This is a genomic window from Microbacterium pullorum (genome assembly GCF_014836535.1).
Taxonomy (GTDB): domain Bacteria; phylum Actinomycetota; class Actinomycetes; order Actinomycetales; family Microbacteriaceae; genus Microbacterium; species Microbacterium pullorum.
The window spans coordinates 413084-429046 of record NZ_JACSQP010000003.1 but is presented as its reverse complement, the minus strand read 5'-3'; the positions used below and the strand labels follow the sequence as shown (position 1 = coordinate 429046).

General features: G+C 72.8%; 10 protein-coding genes. 5 read left to right on the top strand and 5 right to left on the bottom strand.

Annotated features, from left to right (window positions below):
* The first annotated feature begins 10 nt into the window (after nt 1–10).
* Entirely contained in the window at nt 11–1618 is a 1608-nt protein-coding gene (gene purH, locus H9651_RS06800) for a bifunctional phosphoribosylaminoimidazolecarboxamide formyltransferase/IMP cyclohydrolase (protein ID WP_191718513.1), read from the top strand.
* A 275-nt stretch (nt 1619–1893) separates the two neighbouring features.
* Here the strand turns inward: purH and H9651_RS06795 are convergent, their stop codons facing one another.
* Nucleotides 1894–3321, bottom strand: coding sequence for a dihydrolipoyl dehydrogenase family protein (locus tag H9651_RS06795; RefSeq protein WP_191718512.1), 1428 nt, complete (start codon nt 3319–3321; stop codon nt 1894–1896).
* Between the two features lie 91 nt (nt 3322–3412).
* On the opposite strand from H9651_RS06795, the gene H9651_RS06790 reads away from it, so the two are divergent.
* The 4 genes from H9651_RS06790 (at nt 3413) to H9651_RS06775 (ending at nt 9529) form a co-directional block, all read left to right on the top strand.
* Nucleotides 3413–5020, top strand: a complete 1608-nt coding sequence (locus H9651_RS06790; protein WP_191718511.1) for an AlkA N-terminal domain-containing protein — start codon at nt 3413–3415, stop codon at nt 5018–5020.
* A complete protein-coding gene (locus H9651_RS06785; protein WP_191718510.1) occupies nt 5017–5523 on the top strand; it encodes a methylated-DNA--[protein]-cysteine S-methyltransferase in 507 nt (168 codons plus the stop codon). Before H9651_RS06790 ends, H9651_RS06785 begins: the two co-directional genes overlap by 4 nt.
* Nucleotides 5524–5912: 389 nt before the next feature.
* Nucleotides 5913–7724 carry an ABC transporter ATP-binding protein gene (locus H9651_RS06780; RefSeq protein ID WP_191718509.1) on the top strand — a complete coding sequence of 604 codons (1812 nt, stop codon included), beginning with the start codon at nt 5913–5915 and terminating at the stop codon, nt 7722–7724.
* The gene (locus H9651_RS06775; RefSeq protein WP_191718508.1) at nt 7721–9529 is read left to right on the top strand and encodes an ABC transporter ATP-binding protein; all 1809 of its coding nucleotides are present in this window, start codon (nt 7721–7723) and stop codon (nt 9527–9529) included. Before H9651_RS06780 ends, H9651_RS06775 begins: the two co-directional genes overlap by 4 nt.
* 37 nt (nt 9530–9566) lie before the next feature.
* Here the strand turns inward: H9651_RS06775 and H9651_RS06770 are convergent, their stop codons facing one another.
* Genes H9651_RS06770 through H9651_RS06755 form a run of 4 tightly spaced genes read right to left on the bottom strand, consistent with a single transcriptional unit; the run spans nt 9567 to nt 15959 of the window.
* Nucleotides 9567–11582, bottom strand: a complete 2016-nt coding sequence (locus H9651_RS06770) for a beta-galactosidase (protein ID WP_191718507.1) — start codon at nt 11580–11582, stop codon at nt 9567–9569.
* The gene (locus tag H9651_RS06765; protein ID WP_191718506.1) at nt 11579–12502 is read right to left on the bottom strand and encodes an N-acetylglucosamine kinase; all 924 of its coding nucleotides are present in this window, start codon (nt 12500–12502) and stop codon (nt 11579–11581) included. The genes H9651_RS06770 and H9651_RS06765 overlap by 4 nt, the downstream gene beginning before the upstream one ends.
* Nucleotides 12502–13464: a glycoside hydrolase family 113 gene (locus H9651_RS06760; RefSeq protein ID WP_318244792.1), complete on the bottom strand. Its 963-nt coding sequence runs from the start codon at nt 13462–13464 to the stop codon at nt 12502–12504. Before H9651_RS06760 ends, H9651_RS06765 begins: the two co-directional genes overlap by 1 nt.
* On the bottom strand, nt 13461–15959 hold the full coding sequence (locus tag H9651_RS06755) for a glycoside hydrolase family 2 protein (protein ID WP_191718576.1): 2499 nt from the start codon (nt 15957–15959) through the stop codon (nt 13461–13463). Before H9651_RS06755 ends, H9651_RS06760 begins: the two co-directional genes overlap by 4 nt.
* Nucleotides 15960–15963 lie beyond the last annotated feature (4 nt).

The window sequence follows — 15963 nt, the reverse complement described above, 5'->3', positions numbered from 1 at the left end:
GGAGTTCTCCATGGCCGGCCCGAGCCACGACCCGTCCCTGTACCGTCCCCGCGACATCGTCCCGGTCCGTCGCGCCCTCGTGTCGGTGAGCGACAAGAGCGACCTGCTGGTGCTGGCTGCGGCGCTCGCCGAGGCGGGCGTCGAGATCGTCTCGACCGGTTCGACGGCGGCGACCATCCGTGACGCCGGCTACGCCGTGACCGACGTCGCATCCATCACCGGCTTCCCCGAGTCTCTCGGCGGTCGAGTGAAGACGCTGCACCCGAGTGTGCACGCGGGCCTGCTCGCCGACCTTCGCCTCGAGGACCACGAGCGTCAACTCGCCGAGCTCGGCATCGCACCGTTCGAACTCGTCGTGGTGAACCTGTACCCGTTCGTGGAGACCGTCGCCTCGGGCGCGCAGGGCGATGACGTCGTCGAGCAGATCGACATCGGCGGCCCCGCCATGGTGCGCGCGAGCGCCAAGAACTACGCGAACGTCGCCATCGTCGTCTCGCCGGAGTCGTACCCCGCCGTGCTCGAGGCCATCGCCGCGGGCGGCACATCGCTCGTGCAGCGCCGCGAATTGGCGGCGCGGGCCTTCGCCCACACCGCCGCGTACGACCGCGCCGTGTCGACGTGGTTCGCCGAGGAGACCCTCGCCGAAGAGGGCGACCTGCCCGAGCACCTCACCATTCGCGCCGAGCGGCTGGAGACCCTCCGCTACGGCGAGAACTCGCACCAGCGCGCCGCGCTGTACTCGCGTGCCGGCGGCCACGGCATCGCCCAGGCGACGCAGCTGCAGGGCAAGGAGATGTCCTACAACAACTACGTCGACGCCGACGCGGCCCTGCGCGCCGCGTTCGACCTGGTCAAGCCCGCCGTCGCGATCATCAAGCATGCCAACCCCTGCGGCATCGCCATCGCCGCACCGCAGGCGCTGGACCCCATCGCCTCGGCGCACCTGCGTGCCCACGAATGCGACCCGGTGTCGGCCTTCGGCGGCGTGATCGCCGCCAACCGCACCGTCACGCTCAAGATGGCCGAGAACCTGCGCGACATCTTCACCGAGGTCATCGTCGCCCCCGACTTCGAGCCGGAGGCGCTGGAGGTCTTCAAACTGAAGAAGAACCTGCGCGTGCTGCGGCTGCCGGCGGACTGGCGTCAGGAGCCCATGGACGTGCGCCTCGTCTCGGGTGGGCTGCTGCTGCAGGACGCCGACCGTTTCCCGGGCGAGGTCGAGTCCCTCGTCGACGGCTGGCAGCTCGTGACGGGGGAGCGCCCCGCCGACGAGGACCTCATGAACCTGTCGTTCGCGTGGAAGACCTGCCGCGCGGTGAAGTCGAACGCGATCGTGCTGGCCAAGGCCTCGGCCACGGTGGGCATCGGCATGGGCCAGGTCAACCGGGTCGACTCGTGCCGGCTGGCCGTGGAGCGCGCGGGCGATCGCGCGGCCGGGTCCGTCGCGGCATCCGATGCGTTCTTCCCCTTCGCCGACGGCGTGCAGGTGCTGCTGGATGCCGGCGTGCGCACGATCATCCAGCCCGGTGGCTCGGTGCGCGACGAAGAGGTCATCGACGCCGTCCGCGCCGCCGGAGCGACGATGTACTTCACCGGCGAGCGCCACTTCTTCCACTGACCCGCGCGCCCGCCAGGGCTGCTCGAGTGTCGCTTCCGCACAGTCCCGCGCGCCCGGACCGTGCGGATGCGACACCCGAGCGTCGCTTCGGCCGCGCGGCGCGAGCGGCGCCGCGCGTGGCGAGTCGCCCGTCGCGGGCGCGGCGCGGTGGGGCTGCTCGAGTGGCGGGTTTGTCCGGTTTCGCGCGTGCGGACTGTGCGGGTGTGACACCGGAGCAGCTCGAGCGGGGCACGCGGGCACGCGAGGCGCGCGGGTGCGGGCGGGGCGGGGCGGGGTCAGGCGGTGGCGCGGCCGGCGGTTTCGAGCCAGCGCAGCCACACCTCGCTGACGGTCGGGTAGGCCGGCACCGCGTGCCAGAGGCGTCGCAGCGGCACCTCGGCAACGACCGCGATCGTGGCCGCGTGCAGCAGTTCACCCACGTCGGGTCCCGCGAACGTCGCGCCCACCAGCACGCCTCGGTCGGCGTCGACGACGGCGCGCGCCGTGCCGCGGTAGTCGTCGGCATGCACCGACGCGCCGGCGACCGCCGCGAGGTCGTAGTCGAGGACGCGCACGCGGATGCCGGCATCCTCGGCCGCGCGAGCGGTCAATCCCACCGACGCGATCTCCGGGTCGGTGAACGTGACCTGCGGCACCGCCGCGTGGTCCGCCGTGGCGACATGGGCGCCCCAGGGTGCGTCGTCGACGGTGGCCCCGGCGGCGCGGGCGGCGATGACGTCGCCCGCGGCGCGCGCCTGGTACTTGCCCTGATGCGTGAGCAGCGCGCGGCCGGTGACGTCGCCGACGGCGTAGAGCCAGTCCGTGCCACGCACGAGCATCGTGTCGTCGACATCGAGCCAGTCGCCCGGCGCGAGCCCCACGGCGTCGAGGCCGAGGTCGCTCGTGCGGGGTGTGCGCCCGGTGGCCACGAGCACCTCGGCCGCAGCGACGCGCGTACCGTCGGAGAGGTGGAGCACGGCATCCGACCCTTCCTCGCGCTCGGCGCGGACCACCTCGACACCGGTGCGGATGTCGACCCCCGCCGCTTCGAGCGACGCCGTCACCAGGTCGGCGGCGAACGGCTCCATCGCGCCCAGCAGTCGCGACCGCACGATCATGGTGACCGCCGTGCCGAATCCCGCGTATGCCGTCGCCATCTCGGCGGCCACGACCCCGCCGCCCACGATCGCCAGTGACGCCGGCGCGGAGCGAGCGCTCGTGGCATCGCGGCTGGTCCAGGGGTGGATGCCGGCGAGGCCGGGGATGTCGGGCAGGAGCGCGGCCGACCCGGTCGCGACGACGACGGCATGGCGCGCGGTGAGGTCGACGTCGGTGCCGTCGGGGCGCCTCACCCGCACGCGGCGGCCACCGGTGAGAGCGGCGTGGCCGCGCAGCAGATCGATGCCGGCGCTCTCGAGCCACTGCACCTGCGAATCGTCGGACCAGTCATGGGTGATCGCGTCGCGACGGTGCAGCACGGCGGTGACGTCGACGTCGCCCGTGACCGCCTGGCGGGCGCCGTCGACGGCGCGCGCCGCGCGCACGGCGGCGGCGCTGCGCAGCAGCGCCTTCGAAGGCATGCAGGCCCAGTACGAGCACTCGCCACCCACCAACTCCGCTTCGACGATGACGGTGCGCAGCCCGCCTGCGACAGCGCGGTCGGCGACGTTCTCGCCCACCGCGCCCGCACCGATGACCACGACGTCGTATTGCTCTTGGCTCATGCCCTGCAAGTTACCCCGCAGGCACCGCTGTCGACACGACGATGTCCGATTCCCGCGAGCCGGGGCGCCCTCGCGGTGGCAGGCTGGGGGCATGAGTGAGACGCTGACCGGCTTCGACGAGCGCTATCGGGCGATCCATGCCCGCGACGCCCGCTTCGACGGTCAGTTCGTCACGGCGGTGCGCACGACCGGCATCTACTGCCGCCCCAGCTGCCCGGCACGCACCCCCAAACCAGGCAACGTCGAGTTCTACGCCACGAGCGCCGCGGCGCACGAGGCCGGGTATCGGGCCTGCAAGCGGTGCCTGCCGGAGGCGGCGCCCGGCTCGCCCGCGTGGGACCTGCGCGGCGACACCGCCGGCCGCGCCATGCGGCTCATCGCCGACGGCGTGGTCGAACGCGAGGGCGTGCCCGGTCTCGCCGCCCGGCTCGGCTACTCCAGCCGCCACCTCTCCCGGCTGCTGGCCACCGAACTGGGTGCCGGACCCCTGGCACTCGCCCGCGCGCACCGCGCCCACACGGCGCGCATGCTGCTGGTGGGCACCGACCTGCCGGCATCCGACGTCGCGTTCTCGGCGGGGTTCGCCAGCATCCGTCAGTTCAACGACACCGTGCGGGAGGTGTTCGGCATGTCTCCCAGCGCCCTGCGCGCCCGCCGCGGCCGCGCCGGCGCCGGCGCCGACGCGGGTGCCGAGCCCGGTGCGATCGATCTCGTCCTGCCGGTGCGGGCTCCGTTCGACATCGACGGCCTCTTCGCCTGGATGGCCGCCCGTGCCGTCGCCGGGGTGGAGACGGCCACCGCCACCTCCTTCGCCCGCACCCTCGCGCTCCCCGGCGGCCCGGCGTGGTTCCGCCTGCGCGCCGACCGCGGCCGCGTGCGGCTCGAAGCGCGTCTGCACCGGCTCGGCGACCTGCCCGTGCTCGTTGCCCGCACCCGACGGCTGTTCGACCTCGACGCCGACCCGGTGGCGATCGACGAGGCGCTCGCCCGGCATCCCGAGCTCACCGCCACCGTCGCCGCCACCCCCGGCATGCGGGTGCCCGGTGCCGCCGACCCGCACGAGATGCTCATCCGCGCGATGGTCGGCCAGCAGATCTCGGTGGCCGCCGCCCGCACCGCGCTCACCCGGCTCACCGAGTCGCTCGGGGAGCGGGTCGCCGAGCACGAAGGCACCGACCGCCTGTTCCCCACGATGGCCGCCATCGCCGCACACGGCCCCGACGTGCTGCGCGGGCCCGCCGCCCGCATCCGCGCGGTCACGGGGGTGGCCGCCCTGCTCGCGACGGGGGAGCTGACGCTGTCGCCGGGGGACGACGCCGCCGAGCAGCGCGCGCGGCTGCTGGCGCTGCCGGGCATCGGCCCGTGGACGGCCGACTATGTGCGCATGCGCGTCACCGGCGACCCCGACGTGGTGCTCCCCGGCGACGTCGCCGCGCGGGCGGGGGCGGCACGGCTCGGCATCCCCGCGGATCCGGCCGGTCTCACCGCGTGGGCTGCCCGCACCGCGCCGTGGCGCAGCTACCTCACCGCCCACCTCTGGCGCGCCGTGCTCGCGCCCGCCGTCGCCGCGCCCGCCACCGCCGCGGCCGCCGTCGCGTCTGTCGGAATTCAGGCTGCAGCCGCCCCGGCGCCAGACCCGACCCCCGAATCCGACGCTCCGCCGGAATTCCGAGAGCCCCACCGAGGAACCAGGCCATGACCGCACCCCCCTCCACCGCCGTGATCCAGACGATCGACACCCCCGACGGTGCGTTCACGCTCGTCACCGACGGCGCCGGTCGCGTGCTCGCATCGGGCTGGACCGCCGACGCCGACGCGATGCTCGCCCGCATCCACCCGGCGCTGCGTCCCGGCGAGGTGCGGGAAGGGCAAACGGATGCCGCTGCCGCCGTCGCCGCCTACTACGGCGGCGACCTCGTCGCGATCGACGGTGTCGAGGTCGCGCAGCGCGGCACCGCGCTGCAGCAGGCCGGCTGGCAGGCGCTGCGGGCCATCACGCCCGGCCGACCGCTCAGCTACAGCGAGTTCGCCATCGAGATGGGCCACCCCCGCGCCGTGCGCGCGGCCGCGTCGATCTGCGCGCGCAACGCCCCGGCGCTGTTCGTGCCGTGCCATCGGGTGCTGCGCAGCGACGGCAGCCTGGGCGGCTTCGCCTGGGGGCTCGAGGTCAAGCGCGCCCTCCTCGCACGCGAAGCCGCCTGACCCGCCTGAACCGCGAGATCGACACACTGGAATATTGCATCCAGCGAATTCTCAGGGATAAGCTGGAGGGCTGTCGCTCGTCGAGAGCTCCCCGTCGCCGACCTCCAGGAGGAAGCCATGTACCAGGCCGCCATCATCGCGAAGCCGATCGCGTTCCTCCCTGCCGCCCGCCTGTCCGCACGAGTGGCGGGGTAGTCGCGGGGTAACCCGCACACCCACCTCGGGCGCCACCGGCGCCCTCGTGTCACAGGCCCGGCGGCAACCGTCCCGGCCTGAACGTCGGCGACCGCGCGCCGTCGGCGCCATCCCCTCCCGGCCGCGCTCCGCGCGCTGACTCGCTTCTCCCGGCCGTCCTCCGGCCCGCACCGACTCCCCCCCCACGAAGGATCATGACTTCCTCCCCTGAGAGACTTTCCACCGCGCGGGCGCTCCTGCGCCTGCTGCCCTTCGCCAAACCCGTGCTGCCCCGCCTCATCCTGGGAGCGGCCAGCGCCCTCATGGCGAGCCTGCTCGCCCTGGCGATCCCGCTCGTGCTCGAGGCGCTCATCGACGGACCGATCGCCTCCGGTGACATCACCCTGCTCGTGTGGGGATCGGTCGCGATCCTCGTGCTCGGCCTCGCGGAGGCGGCGATGGTGTGGCTACGCCGCTGGTTCGTGCTGGGTCCTGCCACCCTCATCGAGTACGACCTGCGTCACGGGTTCTACGCGCGGCTGCAGCGGCTTCCCGTCTCCTTCCACGACCGCTGGCAGTCGGGTCAGCTGCTCAGCCGCATGATGCAGGACATCAGCATGGTGCGCCGCTGGATGGCCTTCGGCCTGGTGCTGCTGGTGGTCAACACGATCACGATCGTCGTGGGGCTCGCGCTGCTGTTCAACTGGCACTGGCTGCTGGGCACGATCTTCCTCGTGTGCTCGGCGCCGCTGTGGTACGCCGGCTACCGGTTCGAGAAGACCTACGGCGTCCTCGCCCGGCAGAGCCAGGACCAGGCCGGCGACCTCGCCACCGCCGTGGAGGAGAGCGTGCACGGCATCCGCGTGCTGAAGGCCTTCGGCCGCGGCACGCATGCCCTGCAGAAGTTCACGCGGCAGGCCGAGTCGCTGCGCGAGACCGAGATGGGCAAGGCCCGCGCCAACGGCGTCATCTGGTTCTGGCTCACCCTGCTGCCCGACGTCGCCTTCGCGCTGTGCCTGGCCGCGGGCATCGTGCTCGTGCAGGCGGAGGAGCTCACCGTGCCCGGGCTGCTGGCATTCTTCGCCATGGCCACGGTGCTGCGCTGGCCCATGGAATCGATCGGGTTCCTCTTCTCCTTCCTCCTCGACGCCCGCACCGCCACCGACCGCATCTTCGAGGTCTTCGACGAGGAGAACACCATCGTCGACCCCGCGGAGCCGGTCACCCTCGCCGAGCCGCGGGGCCTGCTGCGCTTCGAGGGCGCACACTTCCGCTACCAGGACGCCGGCTCGGCCGAGCGGGATCTGCTCGACGGCATCGACCTCGAGCTGCACCCCGGCGAGACGATGGCGCTGGTGGGCCTGACCGGCTCGGGCAAGACGACGCTCACGACGCTCCCCGCGCGCCTGTACGACGTCACCGGCGGCCGGGTCACCCTCGACGGCGTCGACGTGCGCGACCTCACCCTGCGAGAGCTGCGCACGCACATCGGCATGGCGTTCGAGGATGCCACGCTCTTCTCGCAGTCGGTGCGCGACAACGTGCTGCTCGGTCGCGAAGACCTCGCCCCCGGCAGTGACGAGGCCGAGCGGGTGCTGCATGAGGCGCTCGCCGTCGCGCAGGCGGGCTTCGTGTACGACCTGCCCGACGGTGTGGACACCGTCATCGGCGAAGAGGGCATGAGCTTGTCGGGCGGCCAGCGTCAGCGGCTCGCCCTGGCCCGTGCCGTCGCCGCGCGCCCCGCCGTGCTGGTGCTCGACGACCCGCTGTCGGCGCTGGATGTCGACACCGAGGCGCTCGTCGAAGATGCCCTGCGCGAAGTCCTCGCCGACACCACGGCGCTGATCGTCGCGCACCGTCCGTCGACGGTGACCCTCGCCGACCGGGTCGCGCTGCTCGAGGCCGGCCGCGTCACCGCGGTGGGCACCCACTCCGAGCTCATGCGCACGAGTGACCACTACCGCCATGTGATCTCGAGTCTCGAGGATGAACAGACCCGTTCGCGGGAGACAGAGGTGAACCTGTGAGCACCGTCGTCGGCACCAGCGGAGAAGACCGCTCCGACTACACCAAGGAGGAGAGCCGCGCCGTGCGCCGTCGGTCGCTGCGCCTGCTCGGCTCCCTGGTCGCCCCGCTGAAGGCACAGCTGGCGCTCGCCGCCGCCGTGCTGGTCGTCTCCACCGCGCTGCGCGTGCTCGGCCCCGCACTCATCGCGTTCGGCATCAACCAGGCTCTGCCGCGGGTGGTCGATGAGGGCGATTGGATGCCGGCGGTCGTCGTCGTGCTCGTCTACCTCGTCTCCGGCATCGGCGGTGCCGCGCTCATCGCCTGGTACGCCGTCATCACCGCGCGTCTCACGCAGGCGGTCATGCTGGACCTGCGCAAACGCATCTTCGTGCACACGCAGCGCCTCAGCCTGGAGTTCCACGAGTCGTACACGTCGGGGCGCATCATCTCCCGCCAGACCAGCGACCTCGACACGATCCGCGAGCTCCTCGACGGCGGGCTCAACGAGCTGGTCTCGGGTGTGCTGTACGGCGGCTTCACCCTCATCGCGCTGCTGCTGCTGGACTGGCAGTCGGGCGTCATCCTCATGTTCATGGGTATTCCGCTGTATCTGCTCATGCGCTGGTTCTACGTGCGCTCGCAGCTGGTGTACCGCGAGTCGCGGGTGGTCAGCGCCAAGGTGATCGTGAAGTTCGTCGAGACGATGACCGGCATCCGCGCGGTGAAGGCGTTCCGCAAGGAGACGCGCAACGACGAGGAGTTCGGCACGCTCGCGCGCGACTACCGCGACGTCAACATGCGCTCCATCCGCCTGTTCGGCACCTTCGAGCCGGGACTCATGGCGGTGTCGGCGGTGACGGTGGCCGCCGTGCTGCTGTGGGGCGGCATCCGCCTGATCGACGGCACCATCGCCCTCGGCACCCTCGCGGTGGTCCTCTACGTGCGCAACTTCTTCGCCCCGCTGGGCGAGGTGGCCTTCTTCCTCAACTCCTACCAGTCCGCCGCGGCGGCGCTGGAGAAGGTGTCGGGCGTGCTGGAGGAGGAGCCCACCGTACCCGACCCCGCCAAGCCCCTGGACCTGTGGCAGGCGAAGGGACACATCCGGTTCCAGGACGTCGAGTTCGGCTACGCGTCGGGGCGCACGATCCTGCCCGACTTCACCCTCGACATCCCGGCGGGCCAGACGATCGCGCTCGTGGGCACCACCGGTGCCGGAAAGTCGACGCTCGCCAAGCTCGTGTCCCGTTTCTACGACCCGACCCGCGGCGCCATCACGCTCGACGACGTCGACCTGCGGGACCTGCATCCGAAGGACCTGCGCCGCGCGATCGTGATGGTCACGCAGGAGGCGTACCTGTTCAGCGGGACCGTCGCCGACAACATCGCGCTCGGCAAGCCCGACGCGACGCTGGAGGAGATCGAGGCCGCCGCCCGCGCAGTGGGGGCGGATGCCTTCATCCGGTCGCTCCCCGACGGCTACGCCACCGATGTCAACAAGCGCGGCGGTCGGGTGTCGGCCGGTCAGCGTCAGCTGATCTCGTTCGCCCGGGCGTTCCTGGCCGACCCTGCGGTGCTCATCCTCGACGAGGCGACGGCATCGCTGGACATGCCCAGCGAACGGATGATCCAGGACGCGCTGCAGACACTGCTGGCCGACCGCACCGCGATCATCATCGCCCACCGGCTGTCGACGGTCGCGATCGCCGACCGGGTGCTGGTCATGGAGCACGGCCGCATCATCGAGGACGACACCCCCGCCGAGCTCATCGCCGGCACGGGCAAGTTCGCCCAGCTGCACGCCGCCTGGCGCGAGTCGCTGGTGTGAGCGGTGGGTGGGGCGGCTGCGGCCGCCCCGCCCACCGTCACCGGCGGCCGGTCTCGCGCACCACGCGCACCGCGCCCGCCGGCACGTGCAGGTCACCCGTCACGTCGGCACCGGTGGTCAGCTCGGTGCCTTCGGCACCCGGCACGAACCGGGCGGTGTCGGTGTGGTTGATGAGGAACAGCCACGACCGGTCGCCGGAGACCCGCCGCACCGCTTCGACGCCCGCGACGACGGGGACGGATGCCGTCACCCGCGCGTCCGCGACGACGTCGGTCACGAGGGCGTCGAGACCCTCGGCGAGGTCCGCCGAGACGTACCAGGCGCTGCCGGCGCCGACGGTGCGCCGGGTGATCGCGGGCAGGCCGGCGAGCGGGCCCTGCGCGTACGCGGCGACGACCGCAGCCTCCGACCCGGGGGGCACCCGCAGGCGCTCGGCCCAGTGGGCCGCGACCGCTCCCGACGACAGCGGCACCCGCGCGCCGTCGGGGAGCGGGTGCAGCTCCTCGCCGATCACGCCCACCAGGTCGCGGAACGCGCCGGGGTAGCCGCCGGTGCGCACCCGGTTCTCGGGGTCGACGATGCCCGACAGGCACCCGATCACGACCGTCGCCCCGCCCGCCGCCGCGCGGCCGAGCGCTGCGGCATCCGCGTCGGAGACGGCGTACAGCCCCGGCACCAGGATGAGTCGGTAGGGCGAGAGGTCGGCCCGCGCGGGCACGACGTCGGGCACGAGGCCCCGCGCGGACAGCGCCTCGTGCCACTGCCGCCCCGCCCGTTCGAGGGGGTGGTCGTGCAGCGGCTTCTGCCCCTCCTCCCACGCCCACTGCGCGGGGATGTCCGCGACGATGGCCGTCTCGGTGGGCGCGACGAGGCTGCCGGCCACCTCGCCCAGCCGCCCCAGCAGCGCGCCGAGGGCCACCACTTCGCGGAACTGCCGGGTCTGCGCTCCCGCGTGCGGCACCATGCCGGAGTGGAACTGCTCCACCCCCGACGCCGACGCGCGCCACTGGAAGAACAGCGCGCCGTCGGCGCCGTGCGCGATGTGCTGCACGCTGTGCCGCGTCATCTCGCCCGGTGCCTTCGGGGTGTTGCGGGGCTGCCAGTTGACCGCCGCCGCGGCGTGCTCCATCAGCAGCCACGGCCGCGTGCGGTCCCAGCCCCGGGCTCGGGAGGCGACGAACGCGAGCTCGCGCTCGCGATGCGGGTCGGCGGCCCGGGTGTAGTGGTCGATCGCCACGACGTCGAGGTCATCGATCCAGTCGGCGTAGTCGGCGACGCTGCCGCCGACGGTGGGCATGAGGTTGGTCGTGATGGGAGTGGTCACCCCCGCCGCCCGCAGCGCGTCGCGCTCGCGCCGATACTGCTCGAGCAGCGCGTCGGAGGCGAACCGGTCGAAGGCGAGCAGCCACGACGGATTCTGCCCGGATTCGCTGGCCAACGGCGCCGTGACATCGTCGAACGACCGGTACCGCAGCCCCCACACCGCCGTCCCCCACGCGCGGTTGAGCGCGTCGATCGTGCCGTACCGCCGGCGCGCCCACTGTCGGAACGCCGCCGAGGAGGCATCGCAGTAACAGAGCCGGTTGCCGCCGCCGAGCTCGTTGCCCACGTGCCACAGCCGCACCGCGGGGTGCTGTCCGTATCGCTGGCCGAGGCGGCGGGCGATGCGGGTGGAGTACTCGTGCCACACCGGCTGGCTCGCGCACCAGCCGAGCCGGCCGCCGGGGTGGAACCGATGGCCGTGTCGGTCGGTGGGGATGATCTCGGGGTGGGTCCGGTGCAGCCATCCCGGCGGCGCGGCCGTGGGGGTCGCCAGGTCGATGCCGATGCCGGCGGCGTGCAGCAGTGCGATCGAGCGATCGAACCACTCCCAGTCCCACACGTCGTCGTCGACTTCGAGGAACGCCCAGGCGAACACACCGAGGGTCACGGTGTTCACCCCGGCCTCGCGCATGAGCGCGATGTCCTCCTCCCAGACGCCCGCCTCCGGCCACTGCTCGGGGTTGTAGTCCCCGCCGAACAGCAGGGCGCCGTCGGTGACCCGCGCCGTCATCCGCTGACCGACACCGATGCCGCCAGCGGATGCCCGGGCGACAGTCCCGCCAGCGCCACCGCACCGTCGAGGCCCTGCCCCGCCGGGGCGACCAGGACGATGTCGAGATCGGCGCGGGTGATGCGGTCGTCGAATGCGGCACGCAGCGCCGCGGAGTGGAAGACCCCGCCCAGCGCGCACACCGGCAGCGGGCCGTCGGGGGAGCGGTCGACGCGGTGCAGCGCCGTGATGACGCTGTGGGCGAGCTCACCCGCCGCGCGGCGGGTGATGTCCTGCGCGACGGCGTCGCCGGCTTCGCCGAGCTCCGCCACGGCCCTGGCGAGCGAAGCGATCACCGCGACGCGGTCGTCGTCGGACTGCAGGTGGATGTAGGCCTCGGAGAGGTCGGGCCAGCGGGCCTCCGCCACGGCGCGGAGAGCCGTCGCGGGCCCGCGCCCGTCGTAGTCGCGCATGACCGCGTCGAGCGCTTCGCGGCCGATCCAGTACCCGCTGCCGGCATCGCCGATGAGATAGCCCCACCCGTCCACGCGTGCCATCGTGCTCGCGCCGACGGCGAGGGTCACGACCCCCGTGCCGGCGGCGACCACGGCGCCGCGCGCGTCACCGAGCGCACCGAGGAACGCGGTCGTGGAGTCGTGGGCGAGCAGGGTGCGCACGACCGGGGTGTCCGCCAGCAGGGCCCGGAGCGCCCCGGCATCCGCCTCGGCCGACGTCAGCCCCGACACCCCTGCCGCCACCGCGGTGAGGGACGTGTGGGTGCGCTCCATCACCGCGCGGGTCACCTGTGCCAGCTGCGGGAGCAGCGGGGCATGGGTGCGGATGCCGGGGAAGAGCATGTCCTGGGCGGTGCCGGCACCGCTCACCCGCACCTTGATCCCGGTCTGCCCCGCATCGATCGCGAGTACCGCCTGGTCGGCCATCACGCCGGGTCCTTCCGCTGGAGCGCGCGGTAGGTCTCGCGCAGATAGTCGCCCGCCGGTTTGCCGTAGGGACAGTAGTCGTCGTTCGTCCGGGCCTCGGACGCGTCGTAGAGGTGCGCCGGCCAATCCCACAGCACGACGCCCGATACCCACTCCCGCCGGGAGATCGCGTCGAACATCGCGCGGTAGTAGCGCAGCTGCTCCTGCCCGTCGGGCTCGCCCGGCAGCGACCAGTCGTTGGGGCGCTGCGGCGAACCGGTGCGGCTCGGGCAGCCCGCCTCGAGGAAGAGGAACGGCTTGCCGGCCGCCTCGACGACGGGCGCGATGCGGTCGAGCTGCGTCTCCCATTCGTCGATCGGGTAGTAGCCGCTGGAGGAGATGACGTCCACGGCGTCCCACCAGGTGATGCGGTCCTCCTGGTACTTGTCGCAGTTGTAGGTGATCAGCCCGGAGTACTCCGCGCGCACCGCCTGGACCAGTCGCCGCCAGTGCTGTTCCTGCCCGTCGGCGCGCACCATCTCGCAGCCGATCGAGAGCATCGCGCAGCCCTCGGCCTCGGCGATGCGCGCGGCGTGCACGATGAACCGCGTGTACGAGGCGAACCATGCGGTCCAGCTGGGTTCACCCGGGACGTCCCAGTCGAAGAAGCCGATGTGGGCGCGCCAGGTGCCGTCGGCGACGTTGACCACCGGTTTCAGGCACACCTGCATCCCCAGCCCGTGCGCGCGGCGGATGGCCCCGACGATCTCCTCGTCGGTGACGGTGGGCTCGGCGTCGAACGGGATGTCGGTGGCGAAGGCGGTGGCCTGCAGGGCGGCGTACGACAGGGCGGTCCACGTGACGCCGTGATCGGCCATCTCGCGCATCGACCGGTCGGCGGCATCGGTGCTCCACGTGCCGCGCACGCCCGTCCAGCCCCAGGTCATGCCGCAGACGAAGCCGCCCCCGTCGAGGGCGCTCACCGCACCACCAGCTGGTTGGCGCTGCGCAGCACCCGCGGATCGGCGAGCGCGTCGGCCGCGAGCGTTCCGGCGCCGGTGACGAGGATCTCGACCGATTCGCCGGGGAGGAGCGTCACGAGCCCCTCTTCGGTGTGCGCGTCGGGGTGCACCTTGTCCACCAGCAGCGTGACGTCGCGGACGAGCGCGTCGGCGGTGACCGTCACCAGCGTGCCGCCGTCGACCCCCTCGGCGGTGAGCCGCAAGTGGGGCGCCGGCAGGGCGCTGTCGCGGGGCTCGGCGAAGAACCAGAATCCCCGCTCGTCGCCGGTGTCGGCCACGAGCAGTTCCGCGGCCGCGTCGACGGGGACCGCGAGGGCGGCCGGCAGCACCAGGGTGAGGGATCCTCGCGCCGCGACGTGGAACGGCAGCTCCGCGGCATCCCACTCGGACCCGTCCATCGACAGCCGCCGCACCCGCAGCGTTCCGGTCCAGTCGTGGTCGGTGTCGTTGCCCAGCACCGCCGCCAGGCCCGCGTCGCGCGGTTGGATCGTGACGACGCGGGGCGCGAAGGCGGCACGCAGCGCGTGGAAGAGCGGCTTCGCGCGCCCCTCCCCGTCGATCGCGGCCCACGACGTGACCGGCCAGCAGTCGTTGAGCTGCCAGACGACCGCGCCCATCGTGTGCGGCGCCCACGAGCGGAAGTGCTCCAGCGCGGTGCGCACGGCCAGCGCCTGGTTCAGCTGCATCGCCCAGTGCCACGTCTCCATATCGCCGGGCACCCGGAAGTGCGGGAGCAGCCCGTCGGTGAGCTTGACGTTGCCCTCCATCGCCTTCTGGTGCACGATCATGCCCGGCGATTCCGGGGTGAGCGGGGCGTCGTCGAGCGACTCGGTGAGTGTCGTCCAGGTGGGCGGACCCTGCCAGCCGAACTCCGCGACGAACCTCGGCCGGTGCTCCCGGTAGGTGGGCCAATCCCGCCGGTTCCACTGCTCCCACAGGTGCATCGTGCCGTGCGCCTCGTCGTTGGGATGCGGGCCGGTCTGCGCCGCGCCGTCCCAGCCGCCGCCGGGGCTGAACGGGCTCCCCGGCGTGTAGGGCACGTGCGGGGCGAGCTCATCGATCAGGGCGGGGAACATCTCGTAGTAATAGTGTGCGCCCCAACTCGCCCCGTCGAGCCGGCGCTGCCAGCCCCAGTCCTCGAAGCCCCACAGGTTCTCGTTGTTGCCCGTCAGCAGCACGAGCGAGGGGTGGGATGCCAGCCGCACGATGTTCTCCCGCGCCTCCGCCTCGACCTCCGAGCGCAGCGGCTCCTCCTCGGGGTAGGCCGCGCACGCGAAGAGGAAGTCCTGCCAGGTGAGCAGACCCAGCTCGTCGCACAGGTCGTAGAAGTCGTCGGATTCGTAGATGCCGCCGCCCCACACCCGGATGAGGTTGAGGTTGCCCTCGACCGCCTGACGCAGTCGCCGCTCGTAGCGGGCGCGGTCCACGCGCACCGGCAGGGCGTCGTCGGGGATCCAGTTGACGCCCTTCACGAACACCGGCCGGTCGTTGACGACGAGGGTGAACGGGGTGCCTGCGGCATCCGGGGTCGTGTCCCAGCGGACCGTCCGGAACCCGACCACGCGGTGCGTCGCGTCGCGGATGCCGTCGCCTGCGAGCCGCACGTCCACGACGTAGCGGGGCTGGTCGCCGTGCCCGGCGGGCCACCACCGCTGCACCTCCGCCAGCGACAGTGTCACCCGCGCGGTGTCTCCTTGCACCTCGGCGTCGGCGGTCGGGATCGCGTCCGCGGGGATGCCGGGGCCGTTCACCGCGACGAGCACCGAGAGGGGCTCCGTGGCATCTGCGGCCCGTTCGACCCGCACGTCGACGGCGACCGTGCCACCGCCGGCGTCGGGGGCGCCATCGGGGGTCGCGGTCACCCGCACCTCGGCCAGGCGCGCGTCCGACCACGACTCCAGGCGCACCGGGCGCCACAGCCCGCTCGTGAAGGTGGCGATGCCCCAGTCCCACCCGAAGTTGCAGGCCGACTTGCGGATGGCCTCATACGGCAGCGGGTAGGGTCGTGGCCGCGCACCGAGGGTGAGGCTCTGCGCGTTGGCGTACGGTACGGGCGCGCGAAAGCGCACCACGAGGTCGTTGTCGCCCTCGCGCAGCGCCTGGTCGGCGGGGAACCGATACGAGCGGTGCTGGTTGGCGACGTCTCCCAGCACCTGCCCGTTGAGGGAGATCTCGGCGACGGTGTCGACGCCGTCGAACACGAGGTCGTGCCGGTCATGGCCGTCGGGTGCCCAGGCGAAGGTGGTGCGGTAGGTCCAGTCGACCAGGCCGATCCAGGCGAGCAGGCTCTCGTTGACACCCCGGTAGGGGTCGGGGATGAGGCCCTCGGCCAGCAGATCGGTGTGCACGCAGCCGGGTACGGCGGCGGGGATCACGACGCCCGCGAGCCCGTCGGGGACGGGGCCGGCGGCGGCGGTGACCGACCAGCCGTCGTGCAGCTCGCGGCGCTCGAGCATCGGG